General features: G+C 53.1%; 19 protein-coding genes and 1 pseudogene. 18 read left to right on the top strand and 2 right to left on the bottom strand.

What is annotated here, in order from left to right; genetic code table 11:
• The first annotated feature begins 7 nt into the window (after positions 1-7).
• Positions 8-3,169, top strand: a complete 3,162-nt coding sequence (locus tag CDH47_RS05200; protein ID WP_100639309.1) for an efflux RND transporter permease subunit — start codon at positions 8-10, stop codon at positions 3,167-3,169.
• Positions 3,170-3,300: 131 nt separating this feature from the next.
• Here CDH47_RS05200 and CDH47_RS05195 read toward each other — a convergent pair whose 3' ends face one another.
• Positions 3,301-3,927 carry a glutathione S-transferase family protein gene (locus CDH47_RS05195; RefSeq protein ID WP_100638812.1) on the bottom strand — a complete coding sequence of 209 codons (627 nt, stop codon included), beginning with the start codon at positions 3,925-3,927 and terminating at the stop codon, positions 3,301-3,303.
• A 252-nt stretch (positions 3,928-4,179) separates the two neighbouring features.
• Here CDH47_RS05195 and CDH47_RS05190 point away from each other — a divergent pair, with 252 nt between their 5' ends.
• On the top strand, positions 4,180-4,776 hold the full coding sequence (locus CDH47_RS05190) for a TetR/AcrR family transcriptional regulator (RefSeq protein ID WP_100638811.1): 597 nt from the start codon (positions 4,180-4,182) through the stop codon (positions 4,774-4,776).
• A 69-nt stretch (positions 4,777-4,845) separates the two neighbouring features.
• Positions 4,846-5,859 (top strand): zinc-dependent alcohol dehydrogenase family protein, encoded by a 1,014-nt coding sequence (locus CDH47_RS05185; RefSeq protein WP_100638810.1) that lies wholly within the window; start codon positions 4,846-4,848, stop codon positions 5,857-5,859.
• 13 nt (positions 5,860-5,872) lie between these two features.
• Here the strand turns inward: CDH47_RS05185 and CDH47_RS05180 are convergent, their stop codons facing one another.
• Positions 5,873-6,784, bottom strand: coding sequence for a LysR family transcriptional regulator (locus CDH47_RS05180; protein WP_100638809.1), 912 nt, complete (start codon positions 6,782-6,784; stop codon positions 5,873-5,875).
• 97 nt (positions 6,785-6,881) lie between these two features.
• On the opposite strand from CDH47_RS05180, the pseudogene CDH47_RS05175 reads away from it, so the two are divergent.
• From CDH47_RS05175 to CDH47_RS05105, 15 genes and pseudogenes are all read left to right on the top strand, one after another.
• Positions 6,882-7,220: pseudogene (locus CDH47_RS05175) on the top strand (aldehyde dehydrogenase family protein); the annotation flags it as partial.
• Between the two features lie 56 nt (positions 7,221-7,276).
• Complete coding sequence (locus CDH47_RS05170) at positions 7,277-8,443, top strand: alkene reductase (protein ID WP_100638807.1); 1,167 nt, start codon at positions 7,277-7,279, stop codon at positions 8,441-8,443.
• A gap of 208 nt (positions 8,444-8,651) precedes the next feature.
• Positions 8,652-9,428, top strand: coding sequence for an RIO1 family regulatory kinase/ATPase domain-containing protein (locus CDH47_RS05165; RefSeq protein WP_100638806.1), 777 nt, complete (start codon positions 8,652-8,654; stop codon positions 9,426-9,428).
• A 237-nt stretch (positions 9,429-9,665) separates the two neighbouring features.
• Positions 9,666-10,136, top strand: coding sequence for a (2Fe-2S)-binding protein (locus tag CDH47_RS05160; protein WP_100638805.1), 471 nt, complete (start codon positions 9,666-9,668; stop codon positions 10,134-10,136).
• The gene (locus tag CDH47_RS05155) at positions 10,133-12,331 is read left to right on the top strand and encodes a xanthine dehydrogenase family protein molybdopterin-binding subunit (protein WP_100639308.1); all 2,199 of its coding nucleotides are present in this window, start codon (positions 10,133-10,135) and stop codon (positions 12,329-12,331) included. The genes CDH47_RS05160 and CDH47_RS05155 overlap by 4 nt, the downstream gene beginning before the upstream one ends.
• A gap of 10 nt (positions 12,332-12,341) precedes the next feature.
• Positions 12,342-13,568, top strand: coding sequence for a c-type cytochrome (locus CDH47_RS05150; RefSeq protein WP_205077519.1), 1,227 nt, complete (start codon positions 12,342-12,344; stop codon positions 13,566-13,568).
• Positions 13,569-13,589: 21 nt separating this feature from the next.
• Positions 13,590-14,717, top strand: coding sequence for an XdhC family protein (locus tag CDH47_RS05145; protein ID WP_100638804.1), 1,128 nt, complete (start codon positions 13,590-13,592; stop codon positions 14,715-14,717).
• Between the two features lie 254 nt (positions 14,718-14,971).
• Positions 14,972-16,129 (top strand): iron-containing alcohol dehydrogenase, encoded by a 1,158-nt coding sequence (locus CDH47_RS05140; RefSeq protein ID WP_100638803.1) that lies wholly within the window; start codon positions 14,972-14,974, stop codon positions 16,127-16,129.
• Positions 16,130-16,141: 12 nt separating this feature from the next.
• Positions 16,142-17,176, top strand: a complete 1,035-nt coding sequence (locus CDH47_RS05135; protein ID WP_100638802.1) for an NADP-dependent oxidoreductase — start codon at positions 16,142-16,144, stop codon at positions 17,174-17,176.
• A gap of 90 nt (positions 17,177-17,266) precedes the next feature.
• A complete protein-coding gene (locus CDH47_RS05130; protein ID WP_100638801.1) occupies positions 17,267-17,863 on the top strand; it encodes an SDR family oxidoreductase in 597 nt (198 codons plus the stop codon).
• 9 nt (positions 17,864-17,872) lie between these two features.
• Entirely contained in the window at positions 17,873-18,550 is a 678-nt protein-coding gene (locus CDH47_RS05125) for a type 1 glutamine amidotransferase domain-containing protein (protein ID WP_100638800.1), read from the top strand.
• Positions 18,551-18,706: 156 nt separating this feature from the next.
• The gene (locus CDH47_RS05120) at positions 18,707-19,891 is read left to right on the top strand and encodes an MFS transporter (protein ID WP_100638799.1); all 1,185 of its coding nucleotides are present in this window, start codon (positions 18,707-18,709) and stop codon (positions 19,889-19,891) included.
• 190 nt (positions 19,892-20,081) lie between these two features.
• Positions 20,082-21,722 carry a BCCT family transporter gene (locus tag CDH47_RS05115; protein ID WP_100638798.1) on the top strand — a complete coding sequence of 547 codons (1,641 nt, stop codon included), beginning with the start codon at positions 20,082-20,084 and terminating at the stop codon, positions 21,720-21,722.
• Positions 21,719-23,068 carry an amidase gene (locus CDH47_RS05110; protein ID WP_239985585.1) on the top strand — a complete coding sequence of 450 codons (1,350 nt, stop codon included), beginning with the start codon at positions 21,719-21,721 and terminating at the stop codon, positions 23,066-23,068. Before CDH47_RS05115 ends, CDH47_RS05110 begins: the two co-directional genes overlap by 4 nt.
• An 11-nt stretch (positions 23,069-23,079) precedes the next feature.
• Complete coding sequence (locus CDH47_RS05105; protein ID WP_239985584.1) at positions 23,080-23,778, top strand: 5-oxoprolinase subunit B family protein; 699 nt, start codon at positions 23,080-23,082, stop codon at positions 23,776-23,778.
• Positions 23,779-23,792: the final 14 nt, after the last annotated feature.

Below are 23,792 nucleotides of genomic sequence, written 5' to 3'. Positions count from 1 at the left end.
CATCATTATGAAATTTCCCCACTTTTTTATTGATCGCCCGATATTCGCAAGCATGCTGTCGTTGATCATTTTGATCGGCGGCGGGCTGTCTCTTTTCCTGCTACCCATCAGCGAATACCCGGAGGTGGTTCCGCCAACCGTAGTTGTTACGACCAATTATCCAGGCGCAAACCCTAAAGTTATTTCTGAAACCGTAGCCTCGCCCCTGGAAGAAGAGATTAATGGCGTGGAAAACATGCTGTACATGTCTTCACAGGCAACCGCGGATGGCCGTATGACGCTGACAGTAACGTTTGCGCTCGGTACCGATTTGGACAAGGCGCAAGTACAAGTCCAGAATCGCGTTAGCAGCACGCTGCCCCGTTTGCCGGAGGAGGTACAGCGGCTAGGTGTGGTGACGGAAAAGTCATCACCGAACCTTTCGATGGTGGTTCACATTTATTCGCCCGACGACGATCGTGACACAACCTACCTGGCGAACTTTACAGAGTTGAACCTAAAGGATCAGATTGCCCGGCTAGACGGAGTAGGTGACGTAAGGGTGTTCGGCGGCGGAGAGTACGCGGTGCGGCTTTGGCTGCGCCCTGATGAATTGGCAGCACGCGGCTTAACGGCACCTGATGTAGTGGCGGCCGTGCGTGCGCAGAACCGACAGGTAGCTGCGGGGCAACTGGGCGCCGAACCGGCGCCGGATGATAGCCAGTTTCAGTTGCTGCTGAATATTCGGGGGCGGCTGACGTCTTTGGAAGAATTCCGGGATATTGTGCTGAAGGTGGGTGACAACGGTGCCATTAGCCGCTTGTCGGATGTTGCCCGGGTTGAGCTCGGCCAGAACACTTACGCACTTCAGGCGATGCTTGATGGTAGGCCAGCGGTTGCAATGCCTATCTTCCAGCGTCCGGGCTCGAACGCTATTGAGCTGTCTGACAGTGTGCGCGCAACCATGGAGCGTTTGTCTAAGACGTTTCCCAAGGGCATTGCCTATGAGATAGCGTACGACCCGACCGTGTTTGTCAGGGGCTCGATTGACGCGGTCATTACCACATTAATGGAAGCGATTCTTCTGGTTGTGGTTGTGGTGGTGCTCTTCCTCCAATCCTGGAGGGCATCCATCATTCCTCTGGTGACCGTGCCGGTGTCGTTAGTGGGTACCTTTGCGGTCATGCAGTGGTTTGGTGTTTCCATCAATACCTTGTCGCTGTTTGGGTTGGTCCTGGCGATAGGCATCGTAGTGGATGATGCGATTGTCGTGGTCGAAAACGTTGAGCGGAACATTGCCAAAGGACTGTCGCCGAAGGAGGCCACAAAGGTGGCGATGACCGAGGTGACAGGCCCGATTATCGCCATAGGCTTGGTGCTCTGCGCGGTGTTCATTCCGACAGCGTTTATTACCGGGCTGTCGGGGCAGTTCTACAAGCAGTTTGCTCTGACGATTACTATTTCGACTGTTATCTCTGCGCTTAATTCGCTCACATTGTCACCGGCGTTATCCGCGCTTCTGCTTAAGTCCCATGAAGACGCTCCGGACCGTCTGACCAAGGGGATTAACTGGTTGTTCGGGCGTTTTATCTTCGTACCGTTTAACCGTTTCTTTGAGCGAACCGGGCAGGCCTATGAAGCTTTGATCAAAAAGTTGATCCGATACACGGTGTTGGTGGGCGTGCTTTATGTGGGGTTGACGGCGGTATCCGGTCATTTGTTCAACATTGTGCCGGGCGGATTCATTCCTCAGCAAGACAAGCAGTATCTGGTTGCGGTAGCACAACTACCGGACGCCTCGAGTCTGAATCGCACTACCGCGGTAGTGAGCGAGATGGAAAGGATTGCTTTGGAAACTGAGGGTGTCGCTAACACCATCGCGTTCCCGGGTTTGTCCATCAACGGTTTCACCAACAGCTCGAATAGCGGAATAGTCTTCTTGCCGCTGGATGCCTTCAGTGAGCGTCAAACGGCTAAACTGAGTGCCGGCGCAATTGCCGGGAAACTGAATGCGGCTTTTGCGGGCATTGATGAGGGCTTCGTCGCTGTTTTCCCGCCACCACCCATTCTCGGTCTCGGCACCACGGGTGGCTTCAAACTGCAGATTGAAGATAGAGCGAATAAGGGCTTTGAAGCGTTATTCGCCGCGCTCGAAAGTAGTTTGAATGAGGCGCGGAAGCACCCTGCGCTGATGGGATTGTATTCAAGTTTTAGAGTGCAAGTGCCTCAGTTTGATCTTGAGGTTGATCGTGAGCAAGCGATGCTGCTGGGGATTCCGGTTGAGTCATTGTTCGATACGCTGCAGGTCTATCTTGGATCGGTCTATGTGAATGATGTGAACTTGTTCGGCAGTACCTATCAGGTTATTGCCCAGGCAGAAGCCGAGAAACGTTTAGACCCCGAGCATATATTGAACTTGAAGGTGCGTAATCGGCAGGGGCAGATGATTCCGTTGTCTGCTGTTATGACTGTAAACGCCACGACAGGGCCTGATCGGGTAATGCGCTACAATGGCTATCCGACGGCTGAATTAAACGGTTCACCTGCCCCCGGATATAGTTCTGACCAAGCGCAGACTGCCATTGAGGATGTGTTGGCGCGAAGCCTGCCTGAGGGTATAGCGTTCGAGTGGACGGACGTGACGTATCAGCAAGTATTGGCAGGTAACACGATGGTGTACGTATTCCCGCTGGTGATTCTTTTGGTATTCATCGTGTTGGCAGCCCAGTACGAAAGTTTGAGATTGCCTTTCGCCATCATTTTGATTGTGCCGATGACGTTGCTCTCTGCACTTGCTGGAGTTTGGTTGGTGTCGGGTGACAATAATATCTTTACGCAGGTTGGCCTGATCGTTCTTGTTGGTTTGGCAAGTAAAAACGCAATACTTATGGTGGAGTTTGCTAGAGATCTGAATCTTCAGGGGAAAAGGCATTATGAGGCAATTGTGGAGGCGTGTCGTTTGCGGTTACGGCCCATTTTGATGACGTCAATTGCCTTCACTGCCGGTGTGGTTCCACTTGTTTTGAGCACGGGCGCCGGAGCAGAGATGCGTCACGCCATGGGTATTGCAGTGTTTTCCGGAATGATTGGTGTGACGGTTTTCGGGCTGCTCTTTACGCCGGTATTTTATGCCGTTATTCAGCGAGCGAAGGTCCCTGCCGTGGATGACTATCCGGAGACGGTGAATTAATAAAGCACTGGGAATAATGTCGGTAAGGCTGACTGCAGGGTTATCCTGAATAACGAGGAAGGCGTTGATTGAGGTGTTTAATGGATCTGCCATTCACACTAAACACCTCAATCGAGCCTACAGGTTTTATACTAGTCGGCTAAACGGTAGGTGCCACCTCTTGTTAAGGCAGATTGGTATGCTGGGCGGGCTTGGAGCCGCTTGATCCAAGCTGTCAGGTTAGGACGTTGGTGTAATAGGCCAAACGAGCCTGCAATCTCCCCAACAAAGCTCATCTGGATATCTGCGGCACTGAACAGTTCGTCTAGCAGAAAGGTTTTACCCTCCAGCGAAGCCTCTACAAAACCCAAATGATTATTGAGTTCACTGTTTATGCGCGGCTGCAGAGCTGCACCTCCATCTCCCAGAGGATCAACATAAACCTTTAACAGCAGAGGAAGCATTGCCGATCCCTCAGCGTAGTGAAGCCACTGCACATATTGCTCATACGCCCGGCTTTCAGGAGTAGGGTGCAGGAGGTCTCCAGCATATTTTCTGATGAGATAATCAATAATTGCCCCGGATTCATGGATGATGAAACTGCCGTCTTCAATGACCGGCGACTTACCCAGTGGGTGAATGCGCAACAGCTCTGGTGGCGCCAGATGTGTAACCGAATCACGCTCATAGCGTTTAATGTCGTACTCAAGGCCCAGTTCTTCGAGCAACCAGAGAATACGCTGTGAGCGCGAATCGTTTAAGTGATGAACGAGGATCATATGTATAACTCCGGAAGATTTGTGCGAGATGAGTGAAGAGGCGGTTTTGCCGGGTGGCTACCCACTCAAACGTGAGATTATTACTATCTCACATCATATACGACCGGTCTAATCATAATGTATCGCCGTCTTGCGATATGGCAGCCAAGCGTAATAAAAGCAGCTGGTCGAGTGTTTGTTTTCCATAGGTCTCCGCGCACAACCAGAGTCTCTCGTCTAGACAATTGGTCTAGTCCGGCTTAGAATCTGTTTATGGAATCAAAAGCTAATGTTCACGATGTACGTAGTCATATCCTGGAAACCGGCCAGTGTATTATCAGTGGCAAAGGGTTCAGTGCTGTCGGATTGAGTGAAATTCTGCAGACTGCTGGTGTGCCCAAAGGGTCTTTTTATCATTATTTTGGGTCCAAAGAAGCCTTTGGTGAGGAGTTACTCAAGAGCTATTTTTCGGACTACCAAGTCTCTCTTGAGGCACTACTCTCGCGCCCGGGCTTGTCCGGAGCAGAGCGATTGATCGGTTATTGGAAAGTTTGGCTGGAAACTCAGTCGGCCTGCGACCCGAAAGGTAAGTGTTTGGCAGTAAAACTTGCAGCCGAAGTTAGCGACTTATCCGAAACCATGCGCATTGTGTTGCAACAGGGAACGGACCGAGTTATCGCAAGACTTGCCCGGGCAGTTGAGGACGGCATTGCTGATGGCTCGTTACCTGCTCACCTGGATGCAAAAACGACAGCGTCAACTCTCTATCAATTATGGTTGGGTGCAAGCCTGCGAGCGAAAATCACACGCAACCGTGAGCCCTTGGAGTCTGCGTTTGAGGCAACACAAGGGTTGCTGGGGTTGAATTAAGAGCTAGCCGGAAAAAAATTTAATCTAACTATAGACGACCGGTCTATTTATGAAAATAGAGGAATCCTTATGAGAGCGGTTATTCTTCGGGCCCCGGGTGGGCTGAATCAATTGGAGCTGAGTGATCTGCCCGACCCTGGCCAACCCGGACCGGGACAAATACGTGTGGCAATACATGCAACCTCCCTGAATTTCCACGATTTACTGGTCGCTAATGGCAGTATCCCAACCGCCGATGGGCGGATTCTGATGTCCGACGGTGCGGGAGTGGTCGAGGCTGTTGGTGAAGGCGTGACTGAATTCGCTGTTGGCGAAAGCGTTGTGTCTGGGTTTTTCCCTCAATGGCAGGACGGTCGGGCATTTGATGATGTAGGCAATTTCCGGGGAACTCCAGGTGATGGAATAGACGGCTACGCAACTGAGTATGTGGTGCGGCCAGCACACTATTTTACCCATGCACCTGCGTGCTGGGGGCATTCCGAAGCGGCAACGATCACCACAGCGGGCCTCACAGCGTGGCGGGCGTTAGTGGTTGAGGGCGGAATCAAGGCAGGGGATAGCGTGCTGTTGCTCGGCACCGGGGGTGTATCCATTGCGGCCTTGCAGATTGCCAGAGCCATGGGGGCGCGAGTCATTATTACCTCGTCTTCTGACAAGAAGCTTGAACGGGCTCGGGCCCTTGGTGCAACCGATGTTATTAACTATCGGACAAGTCCGAATTGGGGTGCCGAGGTGCTCGCATTAACCAAAGGGCGGGGTGTTGATCATGTTGTTGAGGTTGGTGGGCCCGGAACGCTTGGGCAGTCATTGCAGGCTGTTCGCGTCGGTGGAAATGTAGCATTGATTGGCGTATTGACAGGGCGCGGTGGCGAGGTGCCCACTTCGTTGTTGATGGCGAAGCAGGCTCGCCTGCAAGGGTTGGTGGTTGGCAGTCGCCGCCAGCAGCAGGAATACGTTGCAGCACTGGAACAGAATAATCTTCGCCCCGTGATCGACTGCAGCTACCCTCTGGAACGTTTGTCAGACGCGTTCAAATTCCAGGAAAGCGGCAGTCACTTTGGCAAAATCGTTGTTGAGTGGTAACCGTCGGGCGCCCCTATTGGTTAGCGCTCTGTTGCGCCGGGAATTCCTGTTGGAGAAGTGAAAGTATCCACTTGTGCAGCGGGTCCTGGCTTGAGCGAGGGTGCCATGCGGCAATGACATCGAAGCAGGGCGGTGAATCATCAAGCTGGATCGGACGAACAAGTGGGTTCGGAAGAATGCGTGAGGGCAAGAAAGCTATGCAGTCAGTTGAGGCGATACAGGCCGGCGCAGCGGCGAAGCTCGGTACCGACATAACAATGTTTCGGCTGTAGCCCTTGCTTGCAAACCAGTCATCCGCTGAACCGATCAGGTTTGCTCTTGTCGGGGAGACAATAATCTGGGGCAAATCGGCAATGTCACCAATGGTGAATTGCCGGCTTTGCATCGGAGAATCACTCCTTGTTACGCAGATGTGGTGTTCGGAGAACAACCATTTCGTTTGACAACCATCGGGGACGAACGCAGGAAAAGTTAATGCAAGATCGAGGTCTCCCGATGTCAGAAGCGGATACAGTCGATCGCTTTCAAAGTCCCTGATGATCAGTTTTAACCCCGGAGCTTGGGCTCTTACCTTCGCCATCAATCTTGGCAATATAACCGCTACAGCATAATCCGTCGCAGATATCACAAAGGTCGTATGCACTTCGGCAGGGTCAAACCTGTCGGGTGGTGATAGTGCCGCAAGACTCTCGAACACTGCATTCACTCTTGGCTCAAGCTGTTCAGCGAGCGGCGTGGGAATGAGGCCCTGTGCGGAGCGCAGGAACAAGTGATCTTGAAACGTATCCCTAAGCTTGCTCAGTTGAGCACTTACAGCTTGCTGGGTGAGGCCCATCTGGGCGGCGGCACGTGTCACGTTTCGCTCTTTTAAGAGTGCTTTAAAAACCCTTAGCTGTTTTAAGTCGATCCGACTAATACCATTCATATTTGTAGTTGTAACCAATAATTACTGTTTCTACTTGTAAGTATGCCACCGTAAGATCGCTTTTGTCATGACTCGATACCAGGTGAACGCGCGAGCTCAAATGCGGGTGGCACAAGAGGAAATTTTCGGTCCTGTCTTGGTGGTTATGTCGTTCGAAGATGATGACGAGGTGATTGAGCTGGCCAATGAGTCTGAGTACGGCTTGGCAGGCGCAGTTTGGACGCAGGATATCAATCGTGCTCTCAACATTGCTCGCGCTATCAAAACAGGACGGGTATGGGTGAATACCTATCACGAACTGCCTGCACATGCGCCTTTTGGTGGATACAAAAAATCCGGTATTGGTCGGGAGACCCACAAAATGGTGCTGGATAGTTACACCGAGAAGAAAAATATCATTATCAGCCTGAATGAGTCCGGTCCGGGCCTCTTTTAATGCAACGGAGCACTGCTTGCTCCGGTATGAAAACTTTATTTAAAGGAAATAGCGTTATGAATGTAAGTCCTCTTTTTGAGCCCTTGAGTCTGGGTTCGCTTGAACTGAAAAACCGTATTGTCCTGCCACCTCTCACGCGCTCAAGAAGCTCTCAGCCAGGAAATATTCCGAACGAACTGATGGCTGACTACTATGCGCAGCGGGCTTCAGCTGGCTTTATGGTCACAGAAGGCACGCAGATAGATCCTAGAGGTCAGGGTTACGCGTGGACGCCAGGAATTTTCACGGCAGAACAGATTGAAGGTTGGAGAAAAGTAACCGATGCGGTTCATCGGGAAGGTGGCAAGATCTTTTGTCAGTTGTGGCATGTAGGGCGAGTTTCTCACCGTTCTCTTCAGCCAGACGGGCAGGCGCCGGTGGCGCCCTCCGCCATTCGTGCTGAAGGTGTGAAAGTGTTCGTAGAAACAGCGCCCGGGGAAGGTGCGCTAGCTGATCCCGATGAGCCTCGAGCACTTACAACCGAGGAAGTTCAGCAGCTTGTAAAGCTATACGCTCGCGCCGCTCGTAATGCCATTGATGCCGGGTTTGATGGCGTAGAAATACACAGCGCGAATGGCTACCTGGTGAATCAGTTCATTTCAGAGCATACCAACCACCGGACCGATCAATACGGCGGCAGTTTGCGGAACCGGTTGCGTTTCCTGGAGGAAGTTGTGGCCGCAATCTCAGAGGAGGTGGGGGCCGAGCGCCTGGGAGTGAGATTTGCTCCCTTGTTTGAGAGCACGGAAGAGGAGCGCGTCTATCTTGGGCTGGTTGAATCGGACCCTCACGAAACCTATCTGGAGGCCGCAAGGGTGTTGGATCGGATGGGTGTTGCCTACATTTCAATTGCTGAGGCCGATTGGGATGATGCGCCAAGACTGCCGGAAAGCTTCTGCAGTGCACTCAGGGAATCCTTTAGTGGCATTTTGATTTATGCGGGCCGCTACACTCCGGAAAAAGCACTTCGTATGCTTGATGCAGGATACGGCGACCTTTTCGCTTTTGGAAAGCCGTTTATTGCCAACCCGGATTTGCCGTATCGGATACGGCAAGGGCTGCCCTGGAACGAGGTTGACCCCACAACCATGTACGGTGGAACTGACAAGGGATATATCGATTATCCCACCTACGACTCGCAGGCTGCCTCGGAGCCCAGAACACCAGAGAGGGTGACAGGCTAAGGAACTGCTGGATGAGAGGAGCCTCCTTGATAGGGGGCTCACTTTCAGTATTTCGGGAACATTATCCCGGCTGCGCGATAACTTTGGTCTTTTCGCTGGACCCCATCATTCATAGTGATATCGCGAATATCGCTACAGAATTATTCAGGCTCTCAATTCCTCGCAATAATTTCTGCTCGGAGTCATCGAGATGACGGGGTGATATAAAATGATTGGTAAGGATCAAGCAATGAGCTTTGATAAAGGCAACTCATTGGATTGTCTGGATGTGCATGCTCACGGTACTTCTGGCTCAAAGCGCTGGCACAAGCCGGCTACCGTAGTCACCGTAGACCAGTGCGGTGAGAAAAGGATTATGAAAACCTATCCCTTGTTGTTTTTCCCGCTCAGTTATTGTTTTCGATTGTTGGCCCGTCATGAATATAAAATGCTCAAAAAGGCTGAGGAGTTAGTATTTACGCCAAATCAGGTACGTTGGAACGCCAACGGTGGTGGTGGAGTTTGTTATCAGTACCTCAAAGGTTTTTCATTGAAGGAGCTCCAGGAAAACGGCGAGATTCCAAAGGAATTTTTTGTAAAGCTTTACGCTGCAGTGCAGCAACTTCATCAAACTGGAATGGTCCACCTTGATCTTGGTAATTCCGGCAACATTTTGATGACTCCGTCAGGGGAGCCGAAGATTATTGATTTTGGCTCAGCTGTTTTGCTCAAGCACCTCCCGATAATGTCAAAGAATTGGGCTCGTAAAAAAGACCTGCTCGGTGTGTTAAAGCTTTGGTATCGGTTTGACCGCAAGAGAATGCCGGGAGGATTGCGGAATTACTATCGAACGCATTACAAGAAAAACCTTTACACACCTAAGCGCTTCTATAAGGCCCTCAAGCGAAGCCTTTTCAGCCAGCAACAAGAGATTCAGAGCTTTAGCCCGATTATCGGTATTCTCGCGTTGTTCTTTGGCTTGCTGATGCTCTTGTCATTGCTATAGGTCTGTCTGCTCTTGGCGACGACAACATCGAACGTACTGTGAACGTACCGTTTTCTAATATACGACCGGTCTAATTTCTGTTAGCATGACAACAGTTTAACGATATCGCTATTTAGCTCGAGTATTTCGCGGAATGCTCGATATTCAATTTTTGCTCCGGACTGCCAGGCCGGATGAGTTCAACGTTAGAAAGGAGAGCGTGCCAGTGAAGGGAATACGGGCGAGGAGACGGCCACAATGTTGACATTGAATGTAAATGGTACAACGCATCAGGTGGATGTGCCCGGGGACATGCCGCTGCTCTGGGTAATACGGGATATTTTGAAGCTCACTGGCACTAAGTTCGGATGTGGTATCGCCCAGTGTGGCGCGTGCACGGTTCATATGGACGGGAAACCTGTCCGCTCTTGTGTGTTGCCGGTTCAAAGTGTTGCAGGGCAAGAAATAACAACGATTGAAGGTATTTCTGAAAAGCCCTTGGCTCGAAAGGTGCAGCGCGCTTGGTTGGACCATGAGGTGGCGCAGTGCGGGTATTGCCAGTCAGGCCAGATCATGTCGGCTTTGGCTTTGCTGAACGACCAGACATCAATCAATGATCATGCGATCGATCTTGCGATGGCAGGCAACCTCTGCCGATGTGCAACGTATACGCGTATTCGGGAAGCAATCAAAGATGTGAGTGAAAGCGTGGGAGTATGGCAGCCATGAAGGATCAGCAGGTGAAACTTGAGATGGCTTCCCGGAGACGTTTTCTGAAAGGTATTAGTGCAGCTTTGGGCGGGTTGGTGGTTGGCGCCTGGTTACCGCCAATGGCGCCTAAAAGTGCCGCGGCAGAGGCGGTTGCACAGGGAAAGGCTTCGCTCGGGGATTCTTTGGCCGATGGATTCGGCGCTTTTGTCCGTGTTGGGCATGACGGTCGCGTCGCGTTGATTTCGCCCAAGGCCGAGATGGGGCAAGGCATCCAGACGGGCATTGCCATGATGGTGGCAGAAGAGCTGGAAGTCGGTCTGGATCAGATAGACATACAGGAAGCTCCACCCAACGCGGAACTGTACACCGACGCTTTGCTTCAGTTCCAGGCGACCGGTGGTTCTACGTCAACGCGTTACACATGGGAACCGTTGCGACGGGCCGGTGCTACTGCTCGAATGCTGTTGGTTCGAGCAGCAGCCTCGGTTTGGGAAACGGATTCCAACCTGTGTCATGCACGGGACGGCAAGGTTTTTGGCCCGACTGGGCAGAAAATCAGCTATGGCGACCTGGTTGATCTCGCCGCGACCTACGCTTTACCCGACGATGTGATCTTGAAGCGACCGGAAGATTTTCATCTGATCGGCACCCCGGCCACACGTCTGGATACACCGACCAAAGTGAATGGTCAGGCAAAATTCACCATCGATCTGGATATGCCGGGCATGTTGATAACGTCGGCACGGGCCTGTCCCGTTTATGGTGGGAAGGTGCGGCAGGTCGATGACAAAGCCGCCCGACGTGTGCCTGGAGTGAGAGATATTGTGATCCTCGAGGATGTGGTTGCGGTAACAGCGACCAACACCTGGGCCTGCTTTCAGGGCCTCAAGGCATTGAATATTGAATGGGACTATGGAGCCAACAGCAAGATCGACTCCGCTGTGGTCGATCAGAAACTTCAGGATGCAATTCAGCGGGATGGTGTAGTTGCCACTGAGAAAGGGGCTATAGACGCATCGCTTCAAGCGGCGAGCTCGAAGTTTGAGGCCGTTTATGAACAGCCTTTTCTGTCCCGCTCACCGTTAGAGCCAATGAGTTGTGTGGTGCATGTGCGGGATGACGGATGCGATCTCTGGGTAGGAACGCAAGTGCCTGGATTTGCGCAGCAAACCGCAGCAGCAGTAACAGGCTTGAAACCCGAGCAAGTCAAAGTGCATAACCAATGGATCGGGGGAGCTTTTGGGCGGCGCCTGGATTTTGACTTTATTACCCAGGCGGTGCGGATCGCGAGCAAAGTTAGCTATCCAGTCAAGCTGACCTGGAGCCGGGAAGAGGACATGACCCACGACCTCTACCGCCCACAGTATGCCGATCGGATGACCGCTGCTGTTAACGGCGAAGGGTTTCCGGTTGGTTGGCAGCACCGCATTGCAGGGGGATCTATATTTGCCCGTTATGTGGGGAGCCTCCCGGCCAGCGGTGTCGACCCTGACGCCGTAGAAGTGGCCGTTGACCCCATCTACAAACTGGACAGCCTGAAGGTCCACTTCATTCGTGAAGAGCCTGAAGTGGTGCCCGTTTCCTGGTGGCGAGGTGTTGGTGTTCTGCGCAGCACTTTTGCCATTGAGTGTTTTGTTGATGAGTTAGCTCATAACGCCGGAAAAGATCCACTGAGCTACCGAAAAACCTTGTTGGCCCACAAGCCCAGGGTGCTGACGGCATTGGATCTGCTGGCCAGCAAGGTTGCGTGGGATAGCCCGGTGCCCCGTGGTCGCGGTCGAGGGCTGGCTGTCGGGGAAGTGTTCGGCAGCATTGTGGTTACGATGGTTGAGCTATCCGCCATTGGAGAAAAGGGCGTCAGAATCGAGCGTTTGGTCACCGTCGTTGATTGCGGACTGGTGACGAATCCGACCTCGGTGAAAGCGCAAATGGAGGGCGGCACCTTGTTTGGGTTGTCAGCAGCGCTGTTTAATGAAATTGATATTAAAGGCGGTCAGGTGCAGCAAGAAAACTTCCATGCATACCGCCAGTTGCGCATCAGCGAGGCACCGCCTGTAGAAGTGCATATAGTACCCAGCGCTGAAGCGCCGGGAGGGGTGGGAGAAGCTGGTACCGCGCTAATAGGGCCTGCTTTGCTTAACGCGGTCAACGCGACATTCGGAGATCGGGTTCGCCGTCTACCGCTTGTTCGTTCGGGCTATTTTATTGCATAAGGAGGGCGTTGTGAGAAAGATTATTTTTGGCCTGCTCGCGTACCTTCTGGTGTGTGTTGATGTTATGGCAGTTAGCAGCGACAAGGCGTTAGTCGCCGAAGGCGAATACCTGGCAACCGCTGCGGATTGTGTGGCTTGCCACACGGCTCCGGGCGAAAAGCCGTTCGCCGGAGGGCTTGCTTTTGAATTGCCGTTCGGGACGCTCTACACCCCGAACATTACGCCAGATGCTGAAACGGGTATTGGAGACTGGACAGATGACGAGTTCGTCAGGGCGTTGCAGGAGGGGATAAGCCGAGAGGGTGAGCATTACTACCCCGCTTTCCCATATACCTCGTACACCAAAATGCCAAGGGAAGATATTCTTGCAATCAAGGCGTATTTGTTCAGTCTGGAACCGGTGCACCAACCAGCGAGGGAGAACGATATTGGCTTTCCTTTCAATCAGCGCTGGGGAATGTACCTTTGGAATTTTGTCTTCTTGGATGACAAGCGCTTCCAGCCTGACCTTGATCAAAGCGAGGCCTGGAATCGCGGTGCCTACCTGGTGAATGGGCCCGGGCATTGCGGCGAATGTCATACCCCGAGAAATATTTTTCAGGCGACGCAGTCCAGCGAGCTGTTTGCTGGTGCCGATATTGGGGGCTGGCGAGCCTATAACATTACCTCAAGTGATTCGCACGGGATTGGCCAGTGGTCAGAAGATCAGTTGGTATCCTATTTCAGTGAGGGGTATGCAGAAGGTCATGGCGTAGCTGGGGGACCAATGGCCGAGGTGGTTGAATATAGCCTGAGACACCTGAGTGAGAGTGATCTCAGGGCCATAGCTACTTATCTAAAAGCAACCGACCCCAAAGCTGTTGGGGTACCGAGGCCCGCCGTGAAGCCGAAACTAGCGGGAGCACCGTTGAATGAAGATCTGGGCAGTAAAATCTTCGCCGATGCCTGTGTTAGTTGCCACCAGTGGGATGGGCGAGGTAATCAGAGCCCCACAGCTACGCTGTCGGGTCTGAAGACAGTAAGCGACCCTCGTGCTTCTAATCTGCTAGGCATATTGCTGGAGGGGAACCCTGCATCGTCGTTGCCGGTGAATCATAGAATGCCCGATTTCGGCGCTATCTATAATGACCAGGAGCTGGCGGCCTTGGCGACGTTTGTACTGAGCCATTTTGGCAGGCTTGATACTGCAATAGAGCCGGAGCAGGTCGGCGAGCGTCGGTCGTTGTCATTGCACTGAAGGTGAACGGGGTGTTGAGGTATGTCGGGATTAGTGTCGTTGATAAAGACGATCGACGAGCAGGAGCGCCTGGGCGAGGGATTTGTCCTCGCAACGGTTGTTAAAGTCGAAGGCTCGGCCTATCGCCGCCCCGGGGCCAGAATGTTGATTTCCGCGCTTGGACAATCTGAAGGAACGGTCAGTGGAGGCTGCCTGGAGCAGGATGTCATCAAAAAGGCTTGGTGGCTGACCTCCGATGGCCCGGTGGTTCGCAGCTATAGTACGGCTGAAGATGGTGAAGAAAGCGAATCTTCTTATCACTTTAGTCTCGGTTGCGATGGCAAGATATTTCTGCTGTTTGAGAGAATTTTGCCTGCCGCTGCGTCTCCACTTGTCCGAACCCTGAAAATGGTTCATGAAGAAAAACGAAAGGCAGCGATCGCTACCGTAATCTCGGCGGATGACGAGTCCGCCTTTGTTGTCGGAGACCGTCTGATAGTTCCCCCTGAAGGAGATTTAGACGGCAGTTTGGTGGATAGCTCATTGGAGCAAGTGCTTGCCGACGATTTACGTGAGGTAATGGCAAGCGGGAAATCGGCGCTGAATCAATACAGCGACCAAGCGGCTGAGGTTGAGGTGTTCCTGGAAGTTGTATCGCCACCTCAAAAGCTTGTGCTGTTTGGCGCGGGGCATGATGCTCAACCACTGGTCCGGTTGGCGAAAACTCTAGGCTGGCATGTCACCGTTATAGACGGAAGGGCAAACTTCGCGATGGCACACCGCTTCCCTGAAGCTGATGATGTTCGGGTGATGAATGTTGACGAGCCGCTGTCCGCGAGTTCCTTGCTAGATGGCGCCGCTGTTGTCGTGATGACCCATAGCGTGACTCAGGATACACGGTGGTTGAGCAAAGCCCTGAGGAGCGGTGCTTGCTATGTTGGGCAGTTGGGGCCTCGGTACCGAACAGAGCGACTGTTGGCTGACATTGGTGATGATGCACAAACTGCTCAGGCTCGTGAAAAGCTCTATTACCCTGTTGGTCTTGATCTTGGGGGAGACACCTCAGAGAGCGTTGCTATGGCGATCCTCTCAGAGATCAGTGCAGTGGTAAATGGTCGAAACGGCGGCATGTTGAAATACAGAGCCGCGAGAATTCATGAGGCGGAGTAACGGCCTTTTACAGGGTGTTGCCCTTAAAGAACAAGGTTATTCCAAAAAAACACTAGACGACTGGTCTAGTTGCGGCTAAGCTAGAAATTCACATGATTAGCAAGACAATTTTGTTGTTTTTATTTGTCTCGGCTATAGGTGACCGGTCTATTAATTCCCGGGTTATAAATAGGTTCCAGCTTTGCCGCATATTCCAATGCGACCCGCGGAAATATTGATGTCCGCTTACATATTGAAACTGAAGGAAACTGATTATGGAAAATTTCAACTTTCACAACCCTACCAGAATTCTGTTTGGTAAAGGCTGCATTGCGGAGCTGAAAGATCAGGTTCCCGCTGATGCGAAAGTTTTGATTCTATATGGCGGTGGCAGTGCCGAACGTACGGGTGTGCTGGACCAGGTACGCGATGCTCTTGCTGGCCGGGCAATGCTGGAGTTTGGAGGTATTGAACCTAACCCACGCTATGCTACAACGCTAAAAGCAGTTGAGATGATTCGCGAAAATGCCGTCACTTTCCTGCTTGCCGTTGGCGGCGGGTCGGTCATCGACGCCACCAAGTTTATTGCGGCGGCGGTAAAGTATGACGGTGACGCCTGGGACATTCTCACCTCACGTGGATCAGTCATTACCCAAGCGGTGCCGTTTGGATCTGTGTTGACGCTACCAGCTACAGGATCCGAGATGAACTCTGGCGGGGTGATTACCAATCCAGAAAAAGAGGCAAAACTGCCGTTTAGCAGCGTTCATTGCTACCCGGTGTTCTCGGTGTTAGATCCAGAGGTGACCTATACCTTGCCACCGCGTCAGATTGCCAACGGTGTAGTGGACGCCTTCGTTCATACGACCGAGCAGTATCTGACCTACCCAGCTGCCGCGCCAGTTCAGGACGGTTTTGCCGAAACCCTTCTGCGCACATTGATCGAACTTGGCCCCAAGGCGCTTGAGACTCCCGAAGATTACGACATTCGATCCAATTTGATGTGGACCGCGACAATGGCTCTGAACGGGCTTATTGGCGCAGGTGTACCTCAAGATTGGGCCACTCATATGATCGGGCACGAGATTACTGCACTGAATGACACCGATCACGCCCGTACCCTGGCGGTTGTGCTGCCTGCATTGTTGAATGATCAGCGTGAGGTTAAGCGTGAGAAGCTTCTTCAGTATGCCAGCAATGTCTGGAATATTCGCGAAGGCTCTAACGATGAGCGAATTGACGCTGTGATCGAAGCGACGCGTGGTTTCTTCGAACAGATGGGCATCAAGACCCGGTTAGGCGACTACGACGTTGATGCTGACGGAATCAATCACATCGTTAGTGCTTTAAAGGAACACGGGATGACAGCACTTGGGGAACATAAAGCTATTGGCCCCGATGATGCTCGTCGCATTCTTGAAGCTGCTTTGTAGGAGGAGTCGAGCATGAAACAAACAGACACTGCAAACCGCAAACTCGTATTGGCGGAACGCCCTAAAGGCGAGCCGACCGTGGACACTCTACGGTTAGAAGAGGAGGCGATTCCTGCTGTCGGTGAGAATCAGATGCTTTTGCGGACCGAGTACTTGTCACTCGACCCGTATATGCGCGGCAGAATGAGTGATGCGCCTTCTTATGCTGCACCGGTTGAGGTGGGTGATGTGATGGTTGGCGGCACGGTTGCCAAAGTGGTTACTTCGAAGCTTGATGGCTTCGCGGAGGGCGACTGGGTGCTTAGCTTCAATGGTTGGCAGGATTACGCTCTTTCCGATGGCGAAGGGGTTACCAATCTTGGTAATTCGCCAGAGCACCCATCCTGGGCGCTTGGAATCTTAGGCATGCCTGGGTTTACCGCCTGGGCTGGCCTGACCCAAATCGGCGAGCCCAAACCCGGCGAGACGATTGTGGTGGCCGCGGCGACGGGGCCGGTCGGTGCAACCGTAGGTCAAATTGGCAAACTGCTGGGCTGCCGTGTTGTGGGTGTCGCAGGCGGTCCAGACAAGTGCGCCTACGCGGTCGACGAACTGGGCTTCGACGCATGCATTGATCACAAAGCAGAAGACTTTGCAGACCAGCTTGCCAAGGCTAGCCCCGACGGTATCGATGTCTATTTCGAAAATGTGGGCGGTAAGGTTCTTGATGCGGTGATCCCACTTTTGAATCCGCATGCGCGTGTGCCAGTGTGTGGACTGGTCTCGCAATACAATGCTACTGAACTGCCCGGCGGACCGGACCGCATGAACTGGTTGATGGGACAGATTCTGCGGAACAAGGTCAAGGTGCAGGGATTCATCATCTTTGACAGTTTCGGTCACCTATACCCGGATTTCGCCGAACAGATGGGGGCTTGGGTGGAAAGCGGGAAGATCAAATATCGTGAAGAGGTTATCGATGGCCTGCAAAATGCGCCGGAAGCGTTCATTGGTTTGCTCAATGGTGAAAACTTTGGCAAGCGCGTGATCCGGGTTGGGCAAGACTAACACTGAAGCGCATGCAGGTGCTTATGGTGCCGGCGTAGTCTTTTTTGCCGGTAAATCATGAATCCTAAACTCGAAATAGTGGAGAAGATAATGAAAGTTCTTGTCGCTGGAGCTACCGGAAAAACAGGGCTTCGCTTGATTGATGAACTTAAATCTCGTGGCCATTACCCGATTGCGTTGGTTCGTGAAAGTTCCGACACGAATACACTGCCGTCTGATGTTGAACTGCGCTATGGCGATTTGACCGACCTGCAAGAAGATGTCTGTGAGGGTTGTGACGCTGTTATCTTTGCCGCAGGTTCTGGCAGCCACACGGGTGCTGATATGACCGATAAGGTTGACCGTGATGGCGCGCAGCGTCTCGTTGATATAGCAGCGAAATCAAAGGTATCCCGTTTCGTTATGTTGAGTAGTGTGGGCGCGGACAACCCCGACCCTGAACATAAGCTCGCGCATTACCTTCAGGCCAAGCATGACGCTGACGAACACTTGACAGCTTCTGGCCTGAGCTATGCCATCGTTCGTCCGGTTAGGCTGACCGATGAAAGCGGGACCAGGAACATGCGTTTTGGCGAATCAGTTGATGTTGATGGAATCGCTGCAAGAGGCGATGTCGCCGCAGTTTTGGCCGAGGCAGTAGATGATGAAAAGTGGGATAACAAAGCGCTAACCATGCAGTCAATTTAAGGAAAATACATGAAGATTTTAATGGTACTGACATCGCACGATGAGATGGGTGATAGCGGCAGGAAGACCGGCTTTTGGCTGGAGGAGTTTGCCGCGCCCTATTACGTCTTCAAGGATGCCGGTGTGGATATTACTCTGGCCACGCCTAAGGGTGGGCAACCACCCATTGATCCGTCCAGCGATAGTCTGGAAGCGCAAACCGACGACACCCGTCGTTTCAAGAGCGATGTTGAGACGCAAAAGCATCTTGCGACTACGGTGAAACTTTCTGATATGACAGAAGCCGGGTTCGATGCAATCTTCTATCCCGGTGGTCATGGCCCTTTGTGGGATCTCGCCGAAGATGCAGATAGCAAACGCCTGATCGAAGCCTTTGCCGCCGCTGACTTGCCTATCGGGGCCGTCTGTCACGCTCCCGCCGTATTCCGCCACACTCAAGGTACAGATGGCAAGCCTTTAGTCTCAGGGCGACGAGTGACAGGCTTCACCAACACAGAAGAAGAGGCTGTTGGCCTGACCAACGTTGTGCCCTTCCTGGTCGAGGATATGCTCAAAGCCAATGGTGGCAATTATGCGAAAGGCGCTGATTGGGCCAGCTTTGTACTGCGTGACGGCAAGCTCGTCACCGGTCAGAACCCTGCCTCATCCGCTGCCACCGCGCACGAGATTCTGGCGTTGCTGAAATAACGGAAAACGACGACCGAATTTATCTAGCTCCGCTGTGAAGCCTCTCTTCCGAACAGGTCGTAATTCTGAGGAGACGTAAGTGCTTGAGCTTTCGTTCAGCTGTCATGAAATATGACGATGCGGAGTGATATCTTGTAACAGGCGTTTGAAGAACCGATGAACAGATTGCTCATCCTGGCTTTAGGAATGTTTTCCATTGGCACGGCCAGTTTCATTATGGCAGGCCTTCTGCCAGAGATGGCAGCCAGTTTTAATATCAGTGTTGGTGATGCGGCGAGTATGATCGCCGCGTTCGCCGTAGCTTATGCTTTGGTGATACCAATCGCAGCAACTCTGATGGTGAATTTGCCTTATAAGCCCATACTGGTGGTGGGCATGAGCATTCTTGCCGCAGGCCATATGGTCTCAGCGGTGGCGCCAAGTCTGGAAGTGGCGGTTGCGGGTCGTGCGCTGGGAGGCTTGGGCGGGGCACTGTTTATGCCAATTGCCGGAGCAGCGGCGACCGCGATAGTCTCACAGGAGCATTGGGGGCGTTCACTGGCTATCATTACAGCCGGTCTGAGTGCGTCAACCGCAATTGGAGCACCGGTGGGAATTGCTCTCTCAACGAGTTTTTGTGACTGGCGGCTGGGCATGTGGCTTGTCGCTGCACTAGCCGTTGCAGCGGCTATTGGGATTGGTACTTTACTAGAGGCCATGCCAAGACCGGATACAAAGAAGAGACCCAAGGATTTGTTGGCCTCTGTGACGAAGCCGGCTGTATTGGGCGTGTTGGGAACGACACTGCTTTTAATGATCGGGTCCTACATCGTTCATACCTATGCCAGTGTCATTCTTATGCCCGCGACTAATGGAAGGGGTGAGACATTGGCTCTTTTAATGGCGGCTTGGGGCATTGCGGCCACTATTGGAACCTTTACCGCGGGAAGGCTGACCGACCGATGGGGTGCGAGACCAATTATTGTTGGCGGGCTCACGGTTCTAAGCCTCAACTTCTTACTGTTGCCAGTGCTTACTTATTCTCCTTTAGTATCGGTTTTTCCACTTGCCGTTTGGGGGGCGATTGCGTGGAGCTGTCTGGTGCCACTGCAGCACCAGTTAGTGAAAGCAGCGCCGTCTAGCGCATCCATTGTTTTGGGGCTGAATACTTCAGCTATATATCTGGGGGTTTCGCTTTCTGCATCTATTGGAAAGCATGTATCTCAAATATTTGGCAACGAGTATCTGAGCATGGTCGCGGCTGGTTTTACGATACTGGCCCTTGGGATATATGAGGGACATCGGATAATTGTAAACCGGGGGGGCAGAAAGCCTGCGTTGAACTATAGCAATCAAGGATAGTTGCGCGGTGATCAGAATAAGATCTCCAGCCTAGTCCGGTAATATCGCCAGATCATCCTCGATGAGTGTCATCATGTCCCAACTCCCTGATAGGAGACCCTGCTTGCCTTTCGGAGAGTAACCAACTTTACAACTTTATTACGAGGCCACACGCGCCAGAAGTCAGACTGAAGCAAAGGAGGCAAAAAAATTGGCAAGTACTACAGCGCCTGGCTGGGTATTTTACCTGTCGGTTATTCTATTGGCAGTGTTTTTTGGGGTGGGAGTTTTTCTCCCGGAAGAGCTCACCCTTTGGGGCAATATCGGGCTGGAGTTCACGACGGTTCATTTTGGCTGGCTCTATTTATTTGCCACGACCGGTTTTCTGGTGTTCTGCGTTGCGGTAGCTCTGAGCGATTACGGGAAGATCCGTCTGGGGTCGGACGGTGAGGCGCCTGAATTCCCCTACCTGACCTGGCTCGGGATGATCTTTTCCTCCGGTATGGGGGTCGGCCTGGTTTTCTGGGCAGTGGCAGAACCCATGAGTCACTTCATGGCGCCTCCATTTGGCGCGGCGGAGGCAGAAAGCCCCGAAGCAGCCAGTCTTGCCATGCGTTATTCGCTGTTCCACTGGGGCTTTCATCAGTGGGCCAACTTTGCAGTGGTAGGGCTTGCCATTGCCTACGTGCGTTTTCGCCTGGAACGCCCCGGCCTGATCAGTGAAGCCTTCCGTGTGTCCCTTGGCAATCGTGTAGACGGCGGTATTGGTCATGGCATCAACACCCTTGCGGTGGTCTCTACGGTCTTTGGTGTTGCCACCACGCTGGGGCTCGGGGTTATCCAGATTAACAGCGGGCTGGTGTCCGTAACTGATATGAGCTTCGGTGCCAACCAGCAATTATTGGTTCTGGGGGCGATCGCGGTGGTGTTTCTGCTCTGTGCTTTGGCTCCACTTGAAAGTGGCGTGCGCTATATTAGTGACGCCAACATGGTGCTGGCAGCCTTCCTGCTGGTTTTCGTGTTCTTCTTTGGCCCCACTGATTTCATCACGGCAGCCATGACCAACGCTATTGGGGATTATTTCGCCAACATGATGGGCATGAGCCTGGTAATGACCCCCTACACCGGCGATGATTGGGTTGAGCGTTGGACCATATTCTATTGGGCCTGGGGGCTGTCCTGGGCGCCGTTTGTCGGCAGCTTTATTGCCCGTATTTCCCGAGGCAGAACTATTCGCGAGTTTATCCTCGGGGTTATTGGTACACCGGTGCTGCTAAGTATTCTCTGGTTCTCCACTTTTGGTGGCTCGGCCCTGTACTTTGAAATGTTTAACGGTGCGCCTCTGGGTGAAGCCGTCATTCGGGAAATGAGCTCGGCTCTGTTTGTAACTCTGGAGTATTTGCCCGGAACGTCCATCATCAGCGCCCTGATGCTTATATTGATTGTTCTGTTTGTTATTACTTCAGCCAACTCCGCGACCTTCGTTCTAGGAATGTTTACCAGTAAGGGTACGCTGACACCGAAACGCTGGCTCAGGGTTGCCTGGGGTCTGATTCAGGTGCTGGTCGCCGGAGTGCTTCTGGTCAGTGGTGGCCTGGAGGCACTACAGACAATATCCATCCTGGCGGCATTTCCGTTTATGGTGCTGATGGTATTTATGGCAATATCGTTGCTGCGCTCACTGAGTAATGAACAGCGCCAGAAAGAGCTTCGAGAGGCAGTGACCCGTGGGCGTGTAATCCAGATGCTGGAAGAACATGACCGGGAGAAAGCCGAGCAACTGGAGAAAGAGGTGTCTCGCGAGTCGCAGTCAGTCTATAAAACGAGCGCTAGTGAGGAGGGCACTGTGTGAAGTCCTTGAAAATGACAGAGATAGCCTTGTCATCTCTGTTGGCCGGGTTGCAGCGGAACAAATGGAGTGCCAGCCAACTCCTTGAAACCTGCCTGAGCAATATTGAGCGTTACGACGACCCCGCCAATCAGGTCTACACAGCCCGCTTTGATCACACAGCCAGGGCTGAAGCTGCTGCCATAGATGTTCTTCAACAGGGAGGTGTTCCTCCGGGAGAGCTTGCGGGCCTGCCCATTGCACTAAAAGTGCTGTTTGATGTTGCCGGTGAAGTGACCCATTCTGGCTCCAAATGGTGGAGCCAGAAAGCGCAAAGCGATGCGCTGATTGTCTCGCGTCTGCGCCGGGCCGGGGCCGTCATCACCGGCCACACCAATATGACCGAGTTCGCCTACTCCGGGCTCGGGCTTAACCCCCACTACGGCACCCCCGCCAACCCGCTTGCACCGGGGCGGATTTCGGGAGGTTCGTCCTCCGGAGCCGCAGCCGCAGTCGCCTTTGGCATGGCCTCAGCAGCCATTGGCAGTGATACCGGTGGCTCGGTACGCATTCCCGCGGCTTTTTGCGGCCTGGTGGGCTTCAAACCCACTCAAAAACGCATCCCCCGTGACGGTGTATTCCCCTTGTCCCGAAGCCTGGACTCCATAGGCCCCATTGCCCATACCGTTGAGTGTTGCGCACGCCTGGATGCTGTTATGGCTGGCGAGCGCTGGAAAAAGAGTGCTCCGGCAGATTTGCGTGGGCGTCGCTTCGTGGTGCCCGCGAATCACATGCTGGATGATGTGTCGCCGGGCGTCGCCGAGGCGTTTGCCGGCAGCCTCCGCAAGTTGCGTGATAGTGGTGCTCAGATTGTGGAGGCACGAGTTCCGGTGTTGGATGCATTGCCGGAACTGATGGAGAGTGGTGGTCTTGCAGCGGCTGAAAGTTATCATGTTCACCGGCAATGGCTGCAGCAGCGAGGCGAGGAATACGACCCGCGAGTGCGCGAGCGTATGCAGCGGGGCGCCGGCATAAGCGCCGCGGATTACCTTGATTTGTTACAGCGCAGGGCCACACGGAAGAAGCAGGCAGACCATTGGCTCAGTGCCTATGACGGGCTTCTTGCGCCCACTGTGGCTATTGCGCCCCCTCTGCTTACGGAGTTTGAAAGTGATGTGGATTATTTGCGCCTGAATCTACTGGTTCTGCGCAACCCCACCGTAGCGAACTTGCTCGATTTGTGCGCAATCACACTGCCGAACCAGCAAGACGGTGATCTGCCCAGCGGCTTGATGCTGGTTGGTCGGCATGGCACCGATAGCACTGTGCTTGGCATTGCACAAGCGATGGAAAAGGCTCTGAAGCAGTGAGTTGCAAGCCAGTGCTTGAATCTGCCGGGCTGGATGGTTGGATTGTGAGGTTGTTTGAAGATATCAACGAGCGCAATCTGCCCTGGCTGTCTGCCTTGTCACAGCGGTGCGAGCAGATTTTTGGTGATGCACTGATTGATCTGGTGCCTTCCTACACCACACTTCTTGTTGTTTTTGATCCGCTTGCGTTGTCGCCATCACAGAGCCGAGCCATGATCTGCCAGATTCTGGCTGATCTGCAGCCGGAGGATGCTGTTCAAGACGGACAATCCCACGAACTACCCACCTGGTACGACATCAGCGTAGGCCCGGAGTTGCCGCGGGTGGCAGAGCATGCTGGTTTGGCGGTTAGCGAGGTGATTGAAGCCCACAGCCAGCGCACCTATCGGGTTTTTGCGTTGGGTTTTGCACCCGGTTTTGCTTTCATGGGGCTAGTCGATCCTCACCTTGAGTGCCCCCGGTTGGAGACGCCGCGCCAGCGAGTACCCGTTGGCAGTGTGGCTTTGGCTGGCCGGCAAACAGCAGCTTACCCGACAGAAACCCCCGGTGGTTGGAACCTTCTGGGCCGAACCAGTGCCCGTTTATTTGATCGCAAGCGCGAAGGATTCAGCCTGTTGCGGGTTGGCGATCGGGTACGTTTTGTTTCCGTAAGTCGCGAAACCTTTGAGCGCGAAGGCGGGAACACACAACCCATGGGGTCTGTAACGTGAGGCTGCGGGCAAAT

The sequence above is a fragment of the Marinobacter salexigens genome, assembly GCF_002806945.1.
Taxonomy (GTDB): Bacteria; Pseudomonadota; Gammaproteobacteria; order Pseudomonadales; family Oleiphilaceae; genus Marinobacter; species Marinobacter salexigens.
Note: the sequence above shows the minus strand (reverse complement) of the source record. Positions and strands in the feature narration are given on the sequence as shown.